Source organism: Kribbella pratensis (assembly GCF_004366075.1).
Lineage (GTDB): Bacteria > Actinomycetota > Actinomycetes > Propionibacteriales > Kribbellaceae > Kribbella > Kribbella pratensis.
The window spans coordinates 552,220-572,586 of sequence record NZ_SODU01000002.1; the positions used below are offsets into that span (position 1 = coordinate 552,220).

Below are 20,367 nucleotides of genomic sequence, written 5' to 3' on the forward strand. Positions count from 1 at the left end.
GGTTCACGTTGTGTCTGCCGGCGGGGATGCGAGGGTTTACCTGTGACCGCTCAGCTCGAATACCCCGACATTCAGGATTCTGATGCGCTGCTGTCCGTGCAGGGCCTGTGGAAAGTGTTCGGGCCGAAGGCCCAGCGGGTTCCGCGCCGGCCGGAGCTCGCGGCCCTCGACCGAACCGAGCTGTACGCGAAGACCGGCTGTACGGCGGCCGTCCGCGACCTGAGCTTCGACGTCGCGCCCGGTGAGGTGTTCGTGGTGATGGGGCTGTCCGGTTCGGGCAAGTCGACGCTGGTCCGCTGTCTCACCCGCTTGATCGAGCCGACCGCCGGTGGCCTGTTCTTCGAGGGCGAGGATCTGCGCGCGGCCGACGAGAAACGGCTGCGCGCGCTGCGGCGGAGCAAGTTCTCGATGGTGTTCCAGCACTTCGGGCTGCTGCCGCACCGCAAGGTGATCGACAACGTCTCGTACGGCCTGGAGATCCGCGGCGAGAGCAAACCGGACCGGCGGCGCCGTGCCCAGGAGGTCATCGACCTGGTCGGCCTGGCCGGCAACGAGCACCTGTACCCCGAGCAGCTGTCCGGCGGCATGCAGCAGCGGGTCGGCCTGGCGCGGGCGCTCGCCAACGATCCCGACGTACTCCTCTTCGACGAGCCGTTCTCCGCGCTCGACCCGCTGATCCGGCGCGAGATGCAGACCGAGGTCGTGCGGCTGCACCGCGAGGTCGGCAAGACGATGGTGTTCATCACCCATGACCTGTCCGAGGCCCTGAAGCTGGGCGACCGGATCCTGTTGATGCGCGACGGCGCCGCGGTCCAGCTCGGCACCGGCGACGAGCTGGTCGGTGCGCCGGCCGACGACTACGTGCGCGAGTTCGTCCGCGACGTCCAGCGGGCCGACGTACTCACCCTGCGATGGATCGCCCGGCGACCGCGCGACGGCGAGCCGTTGGACGGACCCGAGCTCGGTCCGGACGTCCTGGTCCGCGAGGCGACCCGCCTCGTGCTGGAGGCCGACCGGCCGGTCAAGGTCGTCTCGAACGGCACGCTGCTCGGTGTGATCGGTGACGAGGAGATCCTCGCCGTCGTCGCGGACAACTGATGGCCGCCATCACCAGTGACGTGGAGGTCGAGGTACGTCGGCCGCGGCGCAGCGTGGTCGTCGGCGTGCTGCTCGTCGTGTGGGTCGCGGCGTACTTCGTCCTGCGCGGGATCGACACGCTCGTCCTCGGCGGGCAGGAGACCACCCCGCTGCATCGCTGGCTGACCGATCACCGCGACGACGTCGGCCAGGGCAACGTGTTCTTCGAGGCGATCCGGATCGTCGTCGACCACTTCGTCGTACTGCTGCAGAACGTCATCTCGCAGCCGTCGTTCGACCGCCCGGTCCCGGTGATCGGGTGGCTCGGGGTGGTCGCGATCTCGGCGTACTGCGCGTGGGCGTTCGGCAACTGGAAGGTCGCCGTACTGACCGCCGCCGGGCTCGGCTTCGTCGGGTTGCAGGGGTTGTGGCAGGAGAGCATGGACACGCTCGCGTTGACCGTCGCGGCCGTGTTGCTGTCGTTGCTGTTCGCGATCCCGCTCGGCATCTGGGCCGGCCTGTCGAACCGCGCGTTCCGGGTGGCGACGCTGGTGCTCGACCTGATGCAGACGCTGCCGACGTTCGTGTACCTCGCGCCGTTGACGCTGTTCTTCGCGATCGGGCCGGCCGCGGCGACGATCGCCACGCTCATCTATGCGGCGCCGCCCGCGGTCCGGCTGACCGCGCACGCGATCCGCTCGGTGCCGCCGGAGAGCGTCGAGGCGGCGCGCTCGCTCGGCTCGACCCGCGGCCAGACGTTGCTGAAGGTACTGCTGCCGATGTCGCGATCGACCGTTGTCGTCGGCATCAACCAGACGATCATGGCCGCGCTCTCGATGGTGACCGTCGCCGCGCTGATCGACGCACCGGGCCTCGGCCAGACCGTGCTGAAGGCGCTGCAGACGCTCGACGTCGGCGTCGCGTTCAACGCCGGGCTGGCGATCGTGGTGATCGCGATCGTTCTCGACCGGGTCACGACGGCAGCGGGCGACCGGCCTTGGCGTACGGCGAGTTTGCGGCGGAAGGTCCTGCTCGGCGCAGGAGCGCTCGCGGTGCTCGTCGCGGTCTGGTTCTCCCGCACCTACGTGTGGGCGGCAGAGTTCCCGTCGGACGCAAACGTGGGCTCGCGGATCGCTGTGGTCGCCACGGACGTGACCAATTGGGTGCAGGATGTTTTCGGCGGGTTCACGTACGGCGTGCGGGACGCGGTCACCATCGGACTGCTCAACCCGCTCGAAGCGCTCCTGACCGGGTCGCCTTGGTGGCTCGTCAGCGCGGTCGTCGTCGCGTTGGCCGCCGTACTCGGAGGTTGGCGAGGCGCCGTACCCGCGGCCGTGTGCCTCGTGTTGCTGGTGGCAACCGGCGTGTGGCAGGACAGCATGGTCACGCTGGCCTCGACGTTGCTCGCGACGGTCGTGGTCGTGGCCGTCGGGCTCGCGCTCGGTGTGTGGTCCGGGCGGAACCGTCGGGTCGACACCTGGATCCGGCCGGTGCTGGACGCGGGCCAGACGATGCCGCCGTTCGTGTATCTCGTGCCGTTCCTCGCCTTGTTCGGGACGAGTCGGTTCACCGCGATCGCGGCCGCGGTGGTGTTCGCCGTACCGGTGACCACCAAGATCGTTGCGGACGGCATCAAGGCGGTGCCGGTCGCGACCGTCGAGGCGGCGAACTCGGTCGGATCGAGCGCCTGGCAGGTGATCAGCAAGGTGCAGCTGCCGGTGGCGCGGCGGGCGATCACACTCGCGGTCAACCAGGGGCTGATCTACGTGTTGTCGATGGTGGTCGTCGGCGGACTGGTCGGAGCGGGCGCGTTGGGGTACGACGTGGCCGCCGGCTTCGCGCAGAGCGAGCTGTACGGCAAGGGGCTGGCCGCCGGGCTGGCGATCGTGCTGCTCGGCGTCATGCTCGACCGCATCACGCAGGCGGCGGCCCGCCGTACTCAGAACTTCCAAAACAGAGGAGACATGCGGTGAAGAAACTCCGGTACGCCGGTGTGCTGACGGCGGTCGCGCTCGCCCTGACGACGACGGCCGGGTGCGGTGGGGAGAAGGTCGGCGCGGAGAAGCCGGCCGCCGGGGGGAAGGACTGCGGCACGTTCAACCTGACCGTGAGCCCGTGGGTCGGGTACGAGGCGAACGCCGCCGTCGTGGCGTACGTCGCGACCAAGGAGCTCGGCTGCAAGGTGGTGAAGAAGAACCTCAAGGAGGAGATCGCCTGGCAGGGCTTCTCCACCGGCGAGGTGGACGTGAACCTGGAGAACTGGGGTCACGAGGACCTGAAGAAGAAGTACATCACCACCGACAAGGTCGCGGTCGAGGCCGGTTCCACCGGGGTCAAGGGCGTGATCGGCTGGTACGTGCCGCCGTGGATGGCCGCCAAGTACCCGGACATCACCGACTGGAAGAACCTCAACAAGTACGCCGCTGTGTTCAAGACGTCGGAGTCCGGCGGCAAGGGGCAGTTGCTCGACGGCGACCCGTCGTACGTGACGAACGACGAGGCGCTGGTGAAGAACCTGGCGCTGAACTACAAGGTCGTGCAGAGCGGCAGCGAGACCGCGCTGATCCAGGCGTTCCGGGACGCGGAGAAGAACAAGCGGCCGCTGCTCGCGTACTTCTACGAGCCGCAGTGGTTCTTCAACGAGGTCAAGCTGGTGAAGATCGACCTGCCCGCGTACAAGGCCGGCTGCGACGCGGTCCCGGCGAAGATCGCCTGCGACTACCCGCCGTACGACCTGGACAAGATCGTCTCGAAGAAGTTCGCCGACTCCGGCAGCCCGGCGTACGACCTGGTCAAGAACTTCCAGTGGACCAACGAGGACCAGAACACCGTCGCCCGCATGATCGCCGTGGACAAGCTCACTCCCGACCAGGCCGCCGAGAAGTGGGTCAAGGACAACCAGTCCAAGGTCAACGCCTGGCTCGGGAAGTAGCTCTCTCTACATCGAACTGTTCGCCTGGCGGCAGCGGGGCGCCGATCTGCTGACGTAGCGCTGCTGCTTCGGCGAGCAGCTCGAGGGCGCGACCGGGGTTCTCGGTCGCGCCCGCCAGGCCTTCGAGCGCGAGGGCAACCGCCCGTTGGTCGCCGATCTGTTGCGCGAGTTCGAGGCCGCGCGCGTGCAGGGTGCGGGCTGTTGCGTAGTCGCCGCGTTGTTCGGCGATGTAGCCGAGTTGGTTCGTGATGAAGGCGATGCCGGGGGTGCCGCCGATCCGGGTCAGCCAGTCGAGCCATTTGGTGAAGTACCGCTCGGCGTCGTCGAGGCGGCCCTGGCGACGGGCGGTCAGGCCGAGACCGACCTCGGCGTACTCCTCGGCCGACTTGTTGGACTGCTCGACCGCCAACTGCCGGGCCCGCTCGTGCAGTTCGTCGGCCCGTGCGTAGTCGCCGGTCAGCAGCGCGATCCGGCCCAGGCCTGCGGTCCGGAACGAGACCTCCGTCCACAGCCCGAGATCCTCCGCGTGCCGGATCGCATCCTCCAGGTACGCCGTGGCGGTCGGATAGTCACCGCTGATCTCGGCGGCCACGATCAGCGCGTACGTCGCTTGCAGCCGTCCCCAGTCGTCGTCGAGGGCGTCGAACAGCTCGAGGCTGCGCAGGCTGTCCCGGCGCATGGCGCCCAGATCCGCGCGCACGATGTTCAGCTGCGACCGGGTGCTCAGCGCCGCCGCGAGACCCCAGCGGTCGCCGCGCTCGGTGAACGCCTCGATCGCCCGGTCGATCCGGGTGAACAGCACCTCCGCGTCGCCGTACGCCCAGCGGGTCATGGTCAGGAACCAGAGTGCGTGCGGGTCGTCGCCGACGGCTCGCAACGCTGCCTCACCGGCTTCTGCGACATCCGTGCCCTGGGCGTCGGTCGCGGCCATGCCCGCCAGCCAGACCATGGCCTGTGCACGGAGCGCCGGTTCCTGGTCGGGTAGTGCGAGGGCGGCGGTGAGCGTACGGCGTGCTTCGCCGAGCCGGCCGCGCAGGTACCGGTACCAGGCGAGCGCTGTCGCGAGCTCGAGTGAGGGCGGGGCGGCCCGGAAGTTCGCCGCCTCCTGGTCGAGCCGCCGAAGCCACTTCCGCTGGCCGGGCCCGTGCAGATCGGCTCGTCGCGCGAGCGCGAGGTAGTAGGCCGAGTGCCGGTTCCGGACGACTGTCTCCTCGCCGGCCTCGCGCAGCCGTTCCAGACTGTAGGCAGCGACCGACTCGAGCAGTCGGTACCGACCGTCGCTCGCCACCACCAGCGACTTGTCGACCAGCGCCAGCAGGTGGTGCTCTGGCAGAGCGCTCACCTCGACCGCAGCCTCCGCTGAGAACGTGCCGGCCTGGACCGCGAGTCTCCGGAGCATCTGGCGCTCCTGCTCGTCCAGGAGGTCCCAGCTCCAGTCGATGGTGGCCCGCAGCGTGCGCTGGCGTTCCGGACCACCCTTGCCACCGGTCAGCAACCGGAAGCGGTCGTCCAGACGCTCGGCGAGTCCCTGGACACCCAGTGCGCGCACACGGGTCGCCGCCAGCTCCAGTGCGAGCGGAATGCCGTCGAGCCGTTCGCAGATCGCGGTCACGTCGTCGGTGACACCGGCCCGGGCCCGGAACAGCTCTCCCGCGGCTGCTGCCGTCAGGGGCGGTACGTCGAGGACTCGTTCACCAGTTAGACCCAGTGGCTCCCGGCTGGTCGCGAGTACGCGTAGACCGGGAGCTGCTGCGAGCAAACGCCGTACCAGGTCTGCCAGGTCGAGGTGCTCGCAGTTGTCGAGGATCAGCAGGAGCTGCCTGCTGCTGAGTGAATCGAGCAGCCGCGGCAGGAGGTCGGTTGACTCGTCGCGGAGACCTACCGCGGTGGCCACCGCGTCCAGTACGTCGTCCTGCTGCAGCGGAGCGAGCTCGACCAGACGCGCGTTGGTCGCGCCGCGGCCGAGCTCCAACGCCAGACGCGTCTTACCGACTCCACCGGGACCGACCAGCGTCAGCAAACGGTTCGCAGCGAGCTGCTCTTGTGCGTCGGCCAGGGTCGCGTCCCGGCCGATCAGATGGTTCAGCGGCTCCGGGAGCGAAGTCGGGCGGCGGAGCTCGTGGCGCAGGATCGCCTGGTGCAGCTCCTGCAGCTCCGGCCCGGGGTCGGCGCCGAGCTCGTCGGCCAATGCCTTGCGAAGCTCGGCGTACCGGTCGAGCGCCTCGTGCTGGCGTCCTGCTCGGTAGAGCGCCTTGAGGTGTACAGCGTGCAGTCGCTCGTCGAGCGGGCGCTGCTGGACCAGTGCGGTCGTGTGCTGCAGTACGTCGTCACCGCGGTCGGACAGCTGCTCGATCGCGGTCAGGTAGAGGTCCTCCAGGTGCTCGCGGGTCGCTCGGGCGAACTCGTGGTCGGCGTACGGCTGTCCACGCCACAGTGCGAGCGCTTCCGGTAGCTGGCCCACCCGCACGTGCTGCTCGAAGATGTTGCTGTCGACAACGTCTGCGGCCAGCGTGTAGCCGGCCGGGCCGTACTGGACGAGGCTGCGCGCGCCAGGCTCGGCACGGTCCAGTGTGCTGCGCAGCTGGGAGACGCGGGCCTGCAGCGTGCCGGTCGCGTTGCGAGGCGGCCGGGTGCCCCACAGGTCGTCGATCAACCGGTCCGCGCTGACCGGCCGGCCCTGGTTCGCCAGCAGATCGAGGAGCAGCGTCCGGACCTTCGTGTCGGGTACGGCGACCGGTTCGCCGATGTCCGTCCGCACGAGCAGCGGACCGAGCACCCCGAAGTACATACCCGTAGTAAACCCGTAGCGCGTTCTTCGAGCATCGGGTGCATGAGTTCACGTGAAGCAGTGACAGTGATCGGGCTCGGTTCGATGGGGTCCACGATGGCCAGGACGTTCGTCGCCGCCGGCCATCCGACCACCGTCTGGAACCGGACGCCCGGCAAGGCGGACGGTCTGGGAGCGGTACCGGCGGCGACCGCGGCCGAGGCGGTGGCCGCGAGCAAGGTTGTGGTGATCAGTCAGGTCGACTACGGCGCGATGTTCGAGTCGCTGGCCGACGCGGACCTGCGGGGGCGGGTTCTGTTCAACCTCAGCTCGGACAGCCCGGACCGGTTGCGGAAGGCGACCGAATGGGTGGCCGGGCGCGGCGGGACGCTGGTGACCGGCGGCATCATGGTGCCACCGCCGGGGATCGGGCAGCCCGGTTCGTACGTGTTCTACGCCGGCTCTGAGCAAGCTGTCGCCGCACACCAGGCGACGCTCGAGGTGCTGGGCCGCGTCGACCACGTCGGCACCGACCCCGGGCAGGCGATGCTCTACTACCAGGCCATGCTGAACATCTTCTGGACCACGTTGATCAGCTACTTCTACTCGGCGACGCTGGTCGGCAGCGCCGAAAAGCTACGCCCGTACGCCGCGACGATGCTCACCGACCTCACCGAGGACGGGCCGATGGGCTTCCTCCGCATCCTGACCGCGGAACTGGAATCCGGTGAACACCCCGGGGCGGAGAACAACCTTCACATGCAGGCCGTCGGAGCCGAGCACGCCGTACAGGCATTCACCGAGGCAGGCCTCGACGTGACTGTGCCAGGTGCGGTGGCCGCACTCTTCGCCCGCGCCGACGCCGCAGGGTACGGCGCCGACGGCCTCAGCGCGCTGGTCGAAATGGTCCGAAAGCCCAGCTAGGCGGTGGTGGTCAGCTTGCATTGGCCGTCGACGCAGTCGCGTCGGAGTTTGCCGCGGGAGATTGTTTCGAGTAGGCCGATGACCCAACAGGTGGGGCAGCCGCGGAAGGCGAGGAGGGTCACGGGCAGGAGCAGGAGGCTGGCCGGCCCTACTGCCGGCAGTAGGGCGAACGCGGCGATCAGGCTGCCGAAGCCGAGTGCGCCCCGGAGCAGGTGGCGGGGCAGTGAGGTGCTGGCGAAGGTCATGTGGGGGCTCCCAGGGATTCGCGCACGGTGCTGCGGGCGCGGTGCAGGCGGGACTTCATAGCGGGAACGGTGAGGCCGAGGGCCTTGGCGACCATCGGGCCGCTGTAGCCCTGGACGTCGCGGAGGATCAGGACGCTGCGCTGGTCGGCAGGCAGTTGCGCGATGGCTGCGGCAACTGCCTGCGCCTCCAGTTGGCGCAGTACCTCGTCCTCCGCCGAAGGTGCTGTTTCCGGTGCCAGTTGCTGGTCCCGGAGTACGGCGCGCGCTCGGCGGAGGCACTCGTTGCGGATGATGCGGAACATCCACGACGTGAGGGCGCTCGTCGCGCGCAACATGCCGATCTTGCGGTACAGGATGATCAGGGCCTCCTGTGCCGCGTCCTCGGCGTCCTCCGGCGTCGCGCACAGCGTCCGGGCGAACCGCCGTACGGTTGGATGCGAGTCCGCGACGAGCGCGGTGAGGGCGTTGACATCGCCGTCCTGGGCGGCGCGGATCAGTTGTTCGTCGAGGTCAGCCACGGGCCCTCCGGCGCAGTACGACGACGCTGCAGGTGCCGAGCAGTAGCAAAACGGCGGCCAGAACTCCAACAACGGGGGCCGCGACGATCAGGGTGACGGTCATGGTGAGCTCCTTCATCGGATGCGATTTCGGGAGTAAGAGTCAGCGGCCGGGCGAAAGGATTCACGGCTGAAGTGGGGTTGAGCTTGTACACACGGGCTGGGGGCAACTATCACGATCTTGGCGGGCAACGCCGATGACACGCCGGATTTCGGACAAAACCGGGTAAGTTCTGTCCCATGATCATCGTGACAGCTGCACTGAAGGGCGGGGTCGGTAAGACAACCACGTCGGTGTACTTGGCCGCGCTGGCATCTTCCAACCGTCGCACAGCCACTCTGATCGACGCCGATCCGCAGGGTAGCGCCGCGGACTGGATCGCGGAGTCCGACGACGAGCACCTGAACCGGATCGAGATCGCGGAGGCGCCGACCGAGCGCCTGCTGAGCAAGGCGGTGGACAAGGTTCCGCCGGAGGGTATCGGCATCGTCGACATGCCGCCGTCCCACGAGCGGATGCTGAACAAGGCGCTCGAACGGGCCCGGATCGTGATCCTTCCGACGCGGGTCGGCGGCGTCGAGACGCCTCGGGTCAAGGCGGTGCTGGAACTGGTCCCCGACCACATCCCGGTCGGCCTGGTGATCTGCTCGGCGCGGACCTACACGCGGTCGTACCAGGAAGCCATGCAGCAGTACGCGCAGGAGAACATCCCGGTCTGGGGCACCATCCCCGAGCGGGTCTCCATCACCGCCGGGCCGACCGGACCGCTCGCGGCCGACGGCCTCGAGTCCTACAAGAAGGTCTGGCGCAAGATCCTGGCCGCGGCCCGCAGTTAGGTCCTAGGCGCCACGCTCGAGGGGTGGCTCGCCGCGGACGTACGAACGGATGACCGTGGCGGCCGCCCCGCGCGCCCAGTCGTCGAAGGTGTGGGAGCGGAGCATCAGCCGGCAGTCCCCGGCCGCTCCGAACGCGTGCTCCGCGAACGCGAGCCGCATCCGCTCCTCGTACAGGTCGTACTCGGCGACGCCCTCGCCGGCGATCATCACCAACTCCGGCCCGACCAGGTTCACCATCGCGGCCAGCGCGGCGCCGATCACCTCACCGGCCCGGTCGAACGCCTCGCGCGCGTGGGCGTTGCCCTCGTGCGCCAACTTGATCGCACCGGCCAGATCCAGGTCCGCCTGTCCGGTGGTCTCCCGCGTCCGCGTCAGGATCGCGTCCGACGACGCCACAGTCTCCACGCAACCACGGCGGCCGCAGGTGCACACCAGGTCGCCCGGCGCGAGCGGCAGGTGGCCGAGCTCGCCCGAGACGCCGTACGCGCCGGACACCACCTCTCCGTTGACGTACAGCCCGCACCCGATGCCGGAGCCGATCGTCACGACGGCGAACGAGTCCGCGTTCACGCCGGCCCCGAACCAGTGCTCGGCCACGGTCAGCGCGCGGACGTCGTTCGACACGACGATCGGCACGCGGACCAGTTTGCCGAGCAGCTCCGCGACCGGGACGCCGCGCCAGCCCATCAGCGGTGAATCCCGCACCACGCCGTGAGCCGCGTCGACATCACCCGACACCGCGATCCCGATCCCGGCGAGCGGACCGGCCACCGCCGTACCGGACTTGAGGGCGGCGATCAGCGCCTTCACGTGCCCGGCGAGCTGCTCGATCACCGCCTCCGGGTCGGTGCTGTCCAGCTCGTCGTGCCGCACGTTGAGAATGCCCGCGGTGAAGTCGGTGGTGACTCCGATCAGGCTCGTCGGCGTGACCTTGACCCCGATCACCGAGACGCTGCTCGGTACGACGGTCAACGGGCTCACCGGCCGTCCGATCCCGAGCTGGCCGTCGCCGTCGGCCGGGGCCGCCTGGTCGGTGACGAAACCGGTCTCGATCAGCGGCGCGACCGCCTTCGTCACGGCCGCCTGCGACAGCCCGGTCCGGCGCGCGATCTCCACCCGCGGGATCGGCCCCTGGGTCAGGATCTTGGTCAACACCTCGACTCCCGCTGGAGTGGCCAACGGGAGTGGACGATGAGGACGCAGCGGCACGAGAACAACCTACCGGCGCGTCATACCTCCGCGCCGGTTTCTGTCAGTGTTGGTGAGGCGAGGGCCCAGCGGATGGTTCGGGTCAGGCCTTCTCCTGCCGCCCGTACGACGGTCTGCTCGGCCAGTGGGAGGTACGGAAGCCGTAGCGGCAGTCTGGTCCACCGCGGGAGCAGCCCGACCGCAGCAGCCGTCAGTACGCCGTACGCGGGTCGCGCGGCCCACGGCACAGGCGGGTGGATCAGCATGAAGCGGGCCGCCTGGCGTGCTTCCGTCGTACCGCGTAGCTCGGGCTGGTACTGCTTCAGCAAGTCTTGCAGCTCGGCCACCCTGGTCGGCGGGTCGATCACCCCGAGTTTGCCCGCCACGAGCGCCGCCTCCTCGACGTACTGGTCCTGCTCCGCCGCGGTGAGCGGATGCGCGCCGTACCGCTGGTGTGCGGCGAGGAAGCTGTCCACCTCGGCCACGTGCACCCACTTGAGCAGGTGCGGGTCCGACGCCCGGTACTTCACCCCGTCCGGACTGGTCCCGCGGACGCGCTCGTGCACGGACCTGACGTGTGCGATCGCCTCCTCGGCGTCCGGGATCGCGCCGTACGTCGTGATCGCCAGGAAGTAGCTGGTACGCCGCAGACGCCCCCACGGATCGCCCCGGTACCCCGAGTGCGCCGCCACGGCAGCCATCGCCAGCGGGTGCAACGACTGCAGCAGCAACGCCCGCAGTCCCCCGGTGAACATCGACGCATCCCCATGCACCCGCCGGATCGGGCTCTCCGGCGCGAACCAGCGCGGACCGGGTGTGTTGTGCACTCGCCCACGCTCAGCCTGCGGATCCGGACCCGCAACCTTCGTCAGAATCATCCGCGCGAGCCCATCGCGCAACGGGCTCAACTGGCCAGCCATACGACCAGTGTCCCCACAACACAACTACTGGACCACGTCGACGAAGATGGGGTTGGTGTAGAGCCAGGTGTCGAGCCACGGGTCGCCGTCGTTGTCCGGGTGCTGAATCGGGCCCGCGGGGTCGATCCGGCTGCCCAGGTACCCAGGCCCGCTCCGCCTCCCGTCGCTGCCGCGCACCCGGACGTAGTGCGACCGCTCCGCGCGTCCCAGTGGGATGCGGACCTCGTACGTCCCGGACTTCCGCCGTACGTCGACCTGCTCGACCACCCTTGTGTCAGGAGCCTTCCAGCTGTCCCGGTCCGCGCTCGGACCGGTCACCACACCGCGGATGACGTCTACGTGCGCCAGCTTCGGCAGTAGGCCGTGGTAGTTCGGGCGGGATGCACTGGTCACGGTGACGCGCAGTTCGAGCCGCTGCGACCTCGGGACGCGCAGCCGCCCGCCCAGCGTCGCACCACGCTGCCGTGAACCCACAGGTGCAAGTCGTACGTCGATACCATCCACAAGCTGCCCGTGGTCCACCCAGACGCGTCCGGCCCGCAGAGCGGCCATCACCTCGAGGTAGCCGTACCTGGTGACGCCGACATGCGTCCTGCTGAACTGACCGGGCCAGAAGTCACTGCCCGGCTGCGGTACGCCGGAGTCCGTCGGCGACGGCTTCCAGCCGAGGCTGTCGAAATTCTGCCCTGCCGGGAACTCCCCGTCCTTCCAGGTGTCCCAGATGGTCCGGTGGTTGTCGCTGTTGGAGGTGATCGAGAACAGCCGGCCTTCGGCGAGCATGCTGTCCCACAGCCCGCCGACGGTCGCGGTCGCCCAGTCGAAGCCGCCGTACGTCCGGTACGCGTCGGCCGGGTATCCGAGGTAGCTGCCGGTGCCTGGTGCGTTGACGTACTCACCGCGCTGCGCGTGCGTCGACCCGCGGTACGCGACCCACGCCGGGTCTGCATCGCCCTGCGAACCAGGTGCGCCTTCCATCCCGATGCAGACACCGCTGTCCCGCCAGGCGCGCAGTTCGTGCGGCGCGTCGATGCCGAGGCGCATCGGGTGGTTGGCGAGCACCAGTACGTCGTCGACGTACCGCGCCTGCTTCTGCGCGGCCAGCCACTGCAGGGCCTTGACCGCGTGCAGTTCGTTCTCCGGTGTGTCGGCAGAGCGCCCCGTCAGCTTGCCGTCGTACTCGCGCTCGAACTGCTGGAGCAACGAGACGTTGTTGACTCCGGGGGCAACCAGGACGGTGCCGTGCTCGGCGGCGGGGATGTACCACTCGAGTCCCTGGAAGATCAGCATGCGCGGGTTCTCAGCACGAGCCTTCAGAACCTCGGCGTTCTCGGCCGCCGCACCCTTGTCGGCATGCCCGAAGTTGCTGTGCTCGGTGAATGCCATCCAATCCAGCCCGTACTGCGCACCACGCTGCGCGAGCTGGCTGAAGTCGTACTTCGCGTCATGGCTGTACCTGCTGTGGACGTGATGGTCACCCGCCAGATAGACGAGCTCAGGCTCACTGTCCGAGTACGCCGTACCCGCAGCCGGCTCCTGCGACGTCACAGCGGCCGCCGCGAACCCTGCCCCGAGCAACCCGGCTCCGCGCATCAGGGTCCGCCGCGACACCGCCTGCGGATCCAGCTCCTGCTCGGGAATCTTCGGATCCGCCCACTCCGGCACCTGTTGCGTCATGACGCGCAACCTTGCTGGTCCTGACAAACCAGGTCAAGGCTCCGGGTGACTGCTGGGTGAATGTTCGGCTTCGAGGAGCGAATAGAGCAGGGAATCGCGCCAGGCGCCGTTGGTGAAGACGTGGTCGCGGAGGTGGCCCTCGTAGGTGAAGCCGAGGCGCTTCACGACGCCGATCGATGCCTCGTTCTCGGGGCCGATCGCGGCCGTGACCCGGTGCCGGCCGAGGGGGCCGAACGCGAAGCCGAGCAGCACCCGGGCCGCGTCCGTCGCGTACCCGTGGCCCCAGTGGTCCGCACCGATCGCGTAGCCGAGCTTGGCGGTCCACGACCCGCTCGGCGCGATCCGGCCGAACCCGATCACGCGATCGTCGTCCGGCCGGGTCACGGCGAGCATGTAGTCGGGACGGTTGTCCTGCGCGGACCGCGCCACGATGGCGGCCAGGCTCTGCTCGGCCTTGGCGCGGTCGTAGCTGTCGAACGCCATCCAGGTGGTCACTCGGTCGTCACCGGCGATCGCCAGATAGTCGTCGAGGTCGGTTGTCCGGAATTCCCGCAGTACAGTCAGCCGTCCGCTGAGTGCCTCCATCCGCGCAGGCTACCGGGGGTAGGTCTGCATCGGGGTCCGGGTAAAGGTCTCGATCTCCTCCTGGAGCTCCCGCGCGTCGTCGGCGCGACCGGACTGCCGCAGGGCCTGGTGGACCCGGCGGGCCGAGTGCACCACGCCGTTGATCCGGCGCTCGGTCGGCAGCGTCAGCACCGGGGCCAGCGCATCCGCCGCACCGTCCAGCTCACCGCTCGCGATCCGGGTGATCGCCATCGCGGCGTGGCTGCCGGCGGCGTCGCCGAAGGCCCACTCCGGGTGGTTCTCGTCGGTGTACGCGTCGACGGCCTGGCTCGAGTACCGCTGGGCCTGCTCGACCTCACCGGGCAGCTGGGCGAGCGCGTCGGCGGCGTAGTACAGCTGGCGGTTGCGGCCGAACGTGCACAGGCCGCCCATGTCGTCCAGGTCGTCGTTGTGGACCGAGTTCCATGCCTCTTCGGCGCGCTCCAAGGCGGCCCGGGTGGCCTCCGGGTTGCCGAGCGCGGCCCAGGCACGGGCCTCGCTGACCGGGAGCCAGACGCTGGTGGTGCTGTTGGCCTGCTCGGCGTACCCGGCCCCGAGCTGCGCGTACCGCACCGAGTCGTGCGGGTTGCCGGCCCAGTAGGAGACCAGGGACTGCAGGCCGCGCACCCAGGCGCGCAGGCCGTGGTGGTCGGCGTTGTCGGCGCACATGAACGCGGTCCGCGCCTGGGTCAGCGCGGCGTGCGGGTTGCCGAGGTCGTGGGAGGCCTTGGCGAGCAGCCCGCCGGTGACGCCGGCCAGGAAGTACAGCTGGCGGTGGTGGTCCGGGCGCTGGCGGCTCTCCAGCAGACCGAACACCAGGTCCTGCGTCTCGACCAGTTGGCCGAGGATCTCCGGGAGTGGACGCTGGGGGTACGCCTGGGCGGCGTGGCGTACGTCGTCGTACACCTGTTCCATGGCCTCGCTTCCGAGACCGGACTGGGCCGCGAGGGCAAACGCCCTCGCGCGGCTGGCAGCCATGTCGAGAACCTCCATCTCATTACCTGTCGTGATCCGTCCACTCGCGGCAGGTGCCGGCACCACCTGGGCGGCCTGTTCCGGCACGTACGGCGCGAGGAGTTCCTCGACCGGTTTGCCGAACAGGCGTTGCAGGGTGCGCCGGGTCTGAGGAGTGGTCCCCGCGCGCTCGCCCGATGCGAGGCGACGCAGGTGCCGCTCGGTGATGGTTCCACCCAGCTCGACGAACTCGGCGACGATCTCGGAGTAGGTCTGGTTCCGGCGCTGGATCAGGTGCGCCAGGACCGTCTTTGGCGCATACCTACTCGCCATCGTTCCTCCCGTTCACGTCAGTCAGACGTTGTCTCGACTTGTGCCCCACGACAAGGTGCTGTCCCCCAGATGTCCGCGAGAGGACCGGAAGAGGTCCGGCAAAGGTCCGGTCCAGGTCCTAGAGCGGTCACGTTGGGCTCGTGCACCATTACTGCCATGACAACCAGTAAGTCCAACTGGTTGCAAGGCCTGAGAGTTACGGGGTGAGAGGTTGTGACCATCGCGGAAATGACGTCGAGACAGCACCGGCGCCGAGTCCGGGTCTGGTTCGGCGAGCACGTGATCGCGCAGTACGTCGCGGAGGCGCCGCTCGCGGCCCGCTACGAACAAGCGATGCGGCGCCGTTTCGCCGGTCTCAAGGTCACCAACGACCTGCTCGGCCCGCTCGACTCGAACGACTGAAACACCTGATCGCTTCCGGGTCCTCCTCAGACCCGGTCGGCTGCTCCCTGGAGTCTCCTCACGTCCAGGGGCAGTGCTTGGAAGGTCCGGAGCACTCCTCAGTTCCGGACGAAACCCGAGGTGCGGTCCGGAGCACTCCTCAGCTCCGGACCGCACCGCCCTCCCGACCCGGCTGGGCTTGGCGGTTGAGTCCCTGTGTCGCCGCCGCCCAGCCGTTCCAACCCACCTCCTGGCCGACACCTCGGGCCAGGCAGGGCCGAGTGTCCTGGGCGGTAGGACACCGGAGGCTCCCGACACCTCACCGGGAACCTCCCCCTTGAGGTGGCTGGCTCCGAGTGTGACCGCCGCGCCTGGGCGGTCACACTCGGAGCCTTTTCACGCCAGGTTGGTCACCGGGTGATGACGTAGACGGCGAAGGGGGCGTCTGGTTGTACGTCGGGGGCGTCGGCGGACCAGCCTTCTGCGCGGATCTCGCCGGCGTACTGCATTCCGAGGCGCCTCATCACGGCCTGGGATGCGGAGTTGACCTGTTCCGTGAACGCGATCACGGATGCAGCGTCCAGGGTGTTGAAGGCGTAGTCCAGGCCCGCACGGCCGATTTCCGTGGCGAGGCCGCGGCCGCGGGCGGACTCGACGAGGGCCCAGCCGAGTTCGAGGCCCGTCCACTCGGGTCCTACCAGCGCGGCGATGGCCTCGGCGGTCGGCGTACCGGCGGGCATCCGGGACATTCCGCCCCGCCCGGCGAGCTCGCCACTCGACCGCTCGTACGCGATCCACTTGCCCACCGAGTCGCGATCCCAGCCCTCCTGCTGTTGGACGGCTCGCGCTGCTGCTTCCTCCGGTGACCACGACCCGTCGTACCACCTGGCCACCCACGGGTCCGCGTACAGCCGCACCAGGTCCGCTCCATGTCCGGGCAGGACACCGTTCGGACCAGTGATCGGCTCCAACCGGAGGCGGTCCGTGAACCGCGTCCGGACCACATGCGCCACCAGGTCGCGCAGCCGCCGGTCGCCATCGGTCCGGTTCACCATCAGCAGGTCGAGGTCACCCGGTCCGGCCCACGCGGACGCGTCGTGCTTGCCGGCCTCGAGACGCGGCCGGCTGAGGTCCCCGTCGACGGTGACGAGGTAGTCGACCTCCCGCCGTACCCGGCCCTCCCACTCCCATTCCCAGTCCGCGACGGTCCTGACGATGTCGCGGACCTTCCAGCCGGTCTCCTCCTCGACCTCCCGCGCCAGCGCCTCCTCAGGCGTCTCCCCTGCCTCGAGATGCCCACCGACGATGTCCCAGATGCCCGGCAACAACCGCCGCCCCGCCGTACGCCGCTGCAAATAAACGCGATGTTCGGCGTCCCGGATCAATGCCCCAACACAGTCGACCGCACGCATGCCACCAACCTAGTGGGATCCCCAGTCGATGTAGCGCGGTGCTGTCGGCAGCGACAGGATGTGGTGCGGGTGGCCACCGTGCGCGCGGAGCTTGTTCAGGGCGAACGTCCCGTGATCCTCGAGGCGGTAGGCGATCCAACGTCCATCGGGTGAGTACGAGCCGGTCAGCGCGTTGACCGCACCGCCGCTGAAGCGGGTCAACATCCGCAGCCCGGAGCCGTCCGGGCGGATCGTCGCCACGTTGGCCGACGTACCGGCCGGCTGATGGTCGGCATGCGTGATGATCGCGATCCGCGAACCGTCCGGGGCCCAGTCGTGCTTGACGCCGACATCGAGCGAGTACGACGTCAACTGCCGCAGACCGGACCCGTCGACGCGCATCCGGAACAGCGCCTGTTCGACCGCGTCGACCCTGGCCCGGACGAACGTGATGTACCTGCCGTCGGGCGACACGTTCGCGTCGGTGTCGTGGCCGGTGTCCGGGAGGGGGTTCACCGTCAGTTGCCGGCGTCCGGTGCCGTCGGTTCGCATGATGGCGATCCCGACCTCCGAGTCGAATACGATCCGGTGACCGTCGGCGGTGAATGCCGGGTTGCCCTGGAATCCGGTCGGGGTCAGGTCGTGCGCGCCGGAACCGTCCCGGTTCATCACCACGATCCCGGCATGGGTCTCGTCGCTGAGCTCGAACACGAGCCGCTTGCCGTCCGGCGACCAGTCCGCGTTCACGGCCTCGCCTGCCACCGAGGTGAGCTGGCGTAGGCCGCTGCCGTCCTGACGCACCGTGAACAGTTGCACCCCGGCGCCCGTGTCCGCGGAGTACACGATCCGGCCGTTGTCACCAGGAGTGGTCGCCTGCGCGGGTACAGCAGGGATCGCCAGTAAGGCTGCCAACGGCAACCAGAGCAGTCGTCGAATGTTCATGAGTCCCCCTCTGTCGACTATCCGCAGTCTCCGGGACCGCCGCGGCGACCTGCACTCCCCACTTCTCGGGATGCCGTCCGGGTGTCACGATGAGCAGATGGGGGATAGGGTCCGCGCTGCCAGGCGGACGATCCTGGCGAGCGCGCGGGACGAGTCGCGCGGCCTGCCGTTCGCGGACGGGGTGATGCGGGCCGTCAATCAAGCGGTCGGATTCGACGGGTACTGCCTGTTCGCCGTCGATCCGGTCACCGGCCTGCGCTGCGCGATGTACGCCGAGCACGGACTCGTCGTACCGACCGAACGCCTGGTCTTCAACGAGACCGTCGAACGGGACTTCAACCGGTACGCCGAGCTGATCCGCCGTCCCGGTCATGCCGGAGTACTCGCGATGCACACGACACCGGAGCCGCCGAGTCCTCGGCTGCACGAGATCCTGCGCCCGCTGGGGTACCAGTCCGAGCTTCGGCTGGCTCTGGTCGACGATGGCCGGTATTGGGGCGCGCTGTCGCTGTTCCGCGACGACCGGTGGCAGCCGTTCTCCGACGCGGAGGCGGAGACAGCGGCCGAGCTGGTCGGTCCGCTCGCGACAGCGCTCCGCCGCCATCAGGTACGACGTACTGACAGCCGGCAGGCCACGCGATCAGCCGGCATCGTCTTGGTGGGTCGCGAGGGCCGCTTCCTCACCGTGAGCCAGGAGGCGCAGACCTGGCTGGGTGATCTGACGTCTGAGGGCGTCATCGTGGAGGACGTGAGCCGGGTGGTGCATGAGGTAGCTCGAGCGGCCGCGGCGGGTCGTCGCGACGCGCTGTGTCGAGCTCGCACCACGGATGGCCGCTGGTTGGTGATCAGCGGGAGCCGAACGCCTGTGGAGCCGGTCGCTGTGACAGTCGTCGTTCAGCCCGCAGACACCGGCCAGGTGATACCAGCCTTCGCAGCATGGAGTGGGCTGTCCCACCGCGAGTCCGAAGTACTGGGTCTTGCTACGACCGGTCTTGCGGCGAAGCAGATCGCGCGGCGGCTCGGCCTGTCCGTCTTGACCGTCAACGATCACCTCGGCTCGACCTACCGCAAGACCGGCGTCAGCGGTCGTGACGAACTGCTGGCGCTGATGAGCTGAGCTAGCGGGGTGGGCGTTCGGTGATTCGGTTGGGCATGAAGAGGACGGCTACTACGAGGAGGAGGGCGGCTGCGGCGGCGCCGTAGTAGACGTCGTGGATCGCGGGGGCCAGGACGCCGGCGGGTACCTTCTCCAGGTCCGCGTGGTCGTCTCCCAGGCGGGCGGCGACGACGCCGTTCGCCACTGCGCCGAAGACCGCGACCCCGACCGCGCTGCCGACCGAGCGGGCGAACATGTTCGCACCGGTCACCACACCGCGCGTCTGCCATTCGACGGACGACTGCGCCGCCACGACCGACGGTGATGCGGAGAACCCGAGACCGATGCCGATGATGAAGCAGGCCGCGGCGAGGTGCAATACGGCGCTGGTGGCGCTGACCGTGAGCAGGACACCGGATCCGAGGACGACGATGAGGGCGCCCATCGACATCGTCGTACGGAAGCCGACGCGCAGGTAGATCCGCCCGGCGAGCGACGCCGCGATCGGCCAGCCGAGGGTCATCGCGGCGAGCGTGAACCCGGCGACGAGGGCCGACGTACCGAGGACGCTCTGGGCGAACAGCGGCACGTACGTCGAGAGCCCGATCATCAGCAACCCGATCAGGAGCGCGGCCGAGTTGGCCGAGTTCAGGACCCGATGGCCGAGCACCCACAGCGGCAGGATCGGCTCGGCCGCGCGCCGCTCGACCAGCACGAACGCGGTCAGCAGTACGACGGCCGCGGCCAGGATCACGATGCTCGTCGGGGAGTCCCAGGCCCACATCACGCCGCCCTCGAGCAACCCGAGCAGCAGCAGCGAACCGCCGACCGAGAGCAGGATCGCGCCGGCGTAGTCGATCCGGTGGCTGGTCTTGTCCGCCACCTGCTCGTCGAACCGGCGGACCAGCACCCAGGCGGCCGCCATCCCGAGCGGGATGTTCACGAAGAAGATCCACCGCCAGGAGATGAAGTCCGAGAACACGCCGCCGAGCGTCGGTCCGACGAACGACGAGATCCCCCAGACGCTGGCGATGTAGCCCTGCACCTTGGCCCGCTCCGCGACCGTGTAGATGTCGCCGACGATCGTCATCCCGATCGGCTGGATCGCACCGGCGCCGAGCCCCTGGATCAGCCGGAACGCGATCAGCGCCGGCATGCTCCAGGCGAACCCGCACAGCACCGACCCGAGCAGGAACAGTCCGACGCCGAGCAGCATGATCGGCTTCCGGCCGCGCTGGTCCGCGAGCTTGCCGTAGATCGGCACCGACACGGCCTGCGCGAGCAGGTAGATCGAGAACAGCCAGGGGAACTGGGTGAAGCCGCCGAGGTCGGCGACGATGGACGGTACGGCGGTGGCGAGGATCGTCGCGTCGATCGCGACCAGCCCGACGCTCAGCATCACCGCGAGCAGAATCGGGCCCCGCTCCGACCGAAGCCCCACGCCCGTCCGGTCGATCCGCTCCGTAGTCATATCACCAACCAATGTATGTGAACCGGCAACTCTTCCCCACTCTCAGCCCGCCCACCGGACGGTCCCCTGGGTACG

The 20,367-nt window shown here is 69.0% G+C and carries 18 protein-coding genes; 7 read left to right on the forward strand and 11 right to left on the reverse strand.

Features of this window, described 5'->3' with window-relative positions; translation table 11 throughout:
* Positions 1-42: 42 nt before the first annotated feature.
* The 3 genes from EV137_RS17685 to EV137_RS17695 are packed head-to-tail and all read left to right on the forward strand — an operon-like array spanning position 43 to position 4,009.
* Positions 43-1,098, forward strand: coding sequence for a quaternary amine ABC transporter ATP-binding protein (locus tag EV137_RS17685; RefSeq protein WP_134130031.1), 1,056 nt, complete (start codon positions 43-45; stop codon positions 1,096-1,098).
* A complete protein-coding gene (locus tag EV137_RS17690) occupies positions 1,098-3,050 on the forward strand; it encodes an ABC transporter permease subunit (protein WP_134130032.1) in 1,953 nt (650 codons plus the stop codon). The genes EV137_RS17685 and EV137_RS17690 overlap by 1 nt, the downstream gene beginning before the upstream one ends.
* A complete protein-coding gene (locus EV137_RS17695; RefSeq protein ID WP_133996808.1) occupies positions 3,047-4,009 on the forward strand; it encodes an ABC transporter substrate-binding protein in 963 nt (320 codons plus the stop codon). Before EV137_RS17690 ends, EV137_RS17695 begins: the two co-directional genes overlap by 4 nt.
* Here the strand turns inward: EV137_RS17695 and EV137_RS17700 are convergent.
* On the reverse strand, positions 3,987-6,797 hold the full coding sequence (locus EV137_RS17700; RefSeq protein WP_134130033.1) for an AfsR/SARP family transcriptional regulator: 2,811 nt from the start codon (positions 6,795-6,797) through the stop codon (positions 3,987-3,989). The two genes, EV137_RS17695 and EV137_RS17700, sit on opposite strands and share 23 nt — an antisense overlap.
* A gap of 42 nt (positions 6,798-6,839) precedes the next feature.
* On the opposite strand from EV137_RS17700, the gene EV137_RS17705 reads away from it, so the two are divergent.
* Positions 6,840-7,700, forward strand: a complete 861-nt coding sequence (locus EV137_RS17705) for an imine reductase family protein (protein WP_134130034.1) — start codon at positions 6,840-6,842, stop codon at positions 7,698-7,700.
* Here the strand turns inward: EV137_RS17705 and EV137_RS17710 are convergent.
* Positions 7,697-7,945 carry a hypothetical protein gene (locus tag EV137_RS17710; protein ID WP_133996818.1) on the reverse strand — a complete coding sequence of 83 codons (249 nt, stop codon included), beginning with the start codon at positions 7,943-7,945 and terminating at the stop codon, positions 7,697-7,699. The genes EV137_RS17705 and EV137_RS17710 overlap by 4 nt on opposite strands.
* A complete protein-coding gene (locus EV137_RS17715; RefSeq protein ID WP_133996821.1) occupies positions 7,942-8,463 on the reverse strand; it encodes an RNA polymerase sigma factor in 522 nt (173 codons plus the stop codon). The genes EV137_RS17710 and EV137_RS17715 overlap by 4 nt, the downstream gene beginning before the upstream one ends.
* Positions 8,464-8,742: 279 nt before the next feature.
* On the opposite strand from EV137_RS17715, the gene EV137_RS17720 reads away from it, so the two are divergent.
* Positions 8,743-9,339 carry a ParA family protein gene (locus EV137_RS17720; protein WP_134130035.1) on the forward strand — a complete coding sequence of 199 codons (597 nt, stop codon included), beginning with the start codon at positions 8,743-8,745 and terminating at the stop codon, positions 9,337-9,339.
* A 3-nt stretch (positions 9,340-9,342) separates the two neighbouring features.
* On the opposite strand, the gene EV137_RS17725 is transcribed toward EV137_RS17720, so the two are convergent.
* The 5 genes from EV137_RS17725 to EV137_RS17745 form a co-directional block, all read right to left on the reverse strand.
* On the reverse strand, positions 9,343-10,494 hold the full coding sequence (locus EV137_RS17725; protein ID WP_238175394.1) for an ROK family protein: 1,152 nt from the start codon (positions 10,492-10,494) through the stop codon (positions 9,343-9,345).
* A gap of 74 nt (positions 10,495-10,568) precedes the next feature.
* Entirely contained in the window at positions 10,569-11,447 is an 879-nt protein-coding gene (locus EV137_RS17730) for an oxygenase MpaB family protein (RefSeq protein ID WP_134130037.1), read from the reverse strand.
* Between the two features lie 24 nt (positions 11,448-11,471).
* Positions 11,472-13,121, reverse strand: a complete 1,650-nt coding sequence (locus EV137_RS17735; RefSeq protein ID WP_134130038.1) for a PHP domain-containing protein — start codon at positions 13,119-13,121, stop codon at positions 11,472-11,474.
* A gap of 33 nt (positions 13,122-13,154) precedes the next feature.
* Positions 13,155-13,706, reverse strand: a complete 552-nt coding sequence (locus EV137_RS17740; RefSeq protein WP_134130039.1) for a GNAT family N-acetyltransferase — start codon at positions 13,704-13,706, stop codon at positions 13,155-13,157.
* Positions 13,707-13,715: 9 nt separating this feature from the next.
* Entirely contained in the window at positions 13,716-15,011 is a 1,296-nt protein-coding gene (locus tag EV137_RS17745) for an NsdA family TPR-like regulatory protein (RefSeq protein WP_133783642.1), read from the reverse strand.
* Between the two features lie 228 nt (positions 15,012-15,239).
* Here EV137_RS17745 and EV137_RS40605 point away from each other — a divergent pair, with 228 nt between their 5' ends.
* Positions 15,240-15,413, forward strand: coding sequence for a hypothetical protein (locus EV137_RS40605; protein ID WP_166679921.1), 174 nt, complete (start codon positions 15,240-15,242; stop codon positions 15,411-15,413).
* A gap of 389 nt (positions 15,414-15,802) precedes the next feature.
* On the opposite strand, the gene EV137_RS17750 is transcribed toward EV137_RS40605, so the two are convergent.
* A complete protein-coding gene (locus EV137_RS17750; RefSeq protein ID WP_134130040.1) occupies positions 15,803-16,804 on the reverse strand; it encodes a GNAT family N-acetyltransferase in 1,002 nt (333 codons plus the stop codon).
* Between the two features lie 9 nt (positions 16,805-16,813).
* Entirely contained in the window at positions 16,814-17,725 is a 912-nt protein-coding gene (locus EV137_RS17755) for a TolB family protein (RefSeq protein WP_134130041.1), read from the reverse strand.
* A gap of 97 nt (positions 17,726-17,822) precedes the next feature.
* On the opposite strand from EV137_RS17755, the gene EV137_RS17760 reads away from it, so the two are divergent.
* Positions 17,823-18,842, forward strand: a complete 1,020-nt coding sequence (locus EV137_RS17760; RefSeq protein ID WP_166679922.1) for a LuxR C-terminal-related transcriptional regulator — start codon at positions 17,823-17,825, stop codon at positions 18,840-18,842.
* 1 nt (position 18,843) lies between these two features.
* On the opposite strand, the gene EV137_RS17765 is transcribed toward EV137_RS17760, so the two are convergent.
* The gene (locus EV137_RS17765; protein ID WP_134130043.1) at positions 18,844-20,292 is read right to left on the reverse strand and encodes an MDR family MFS transporter; all 1,449 of its coding nucleotides are present in this window, start codon (positions 20,290-20,292) and stop codon (positions 18,844-18,846) included.
* Positions 20,293-20,367 lie beyond the last annotated feature (75 nt).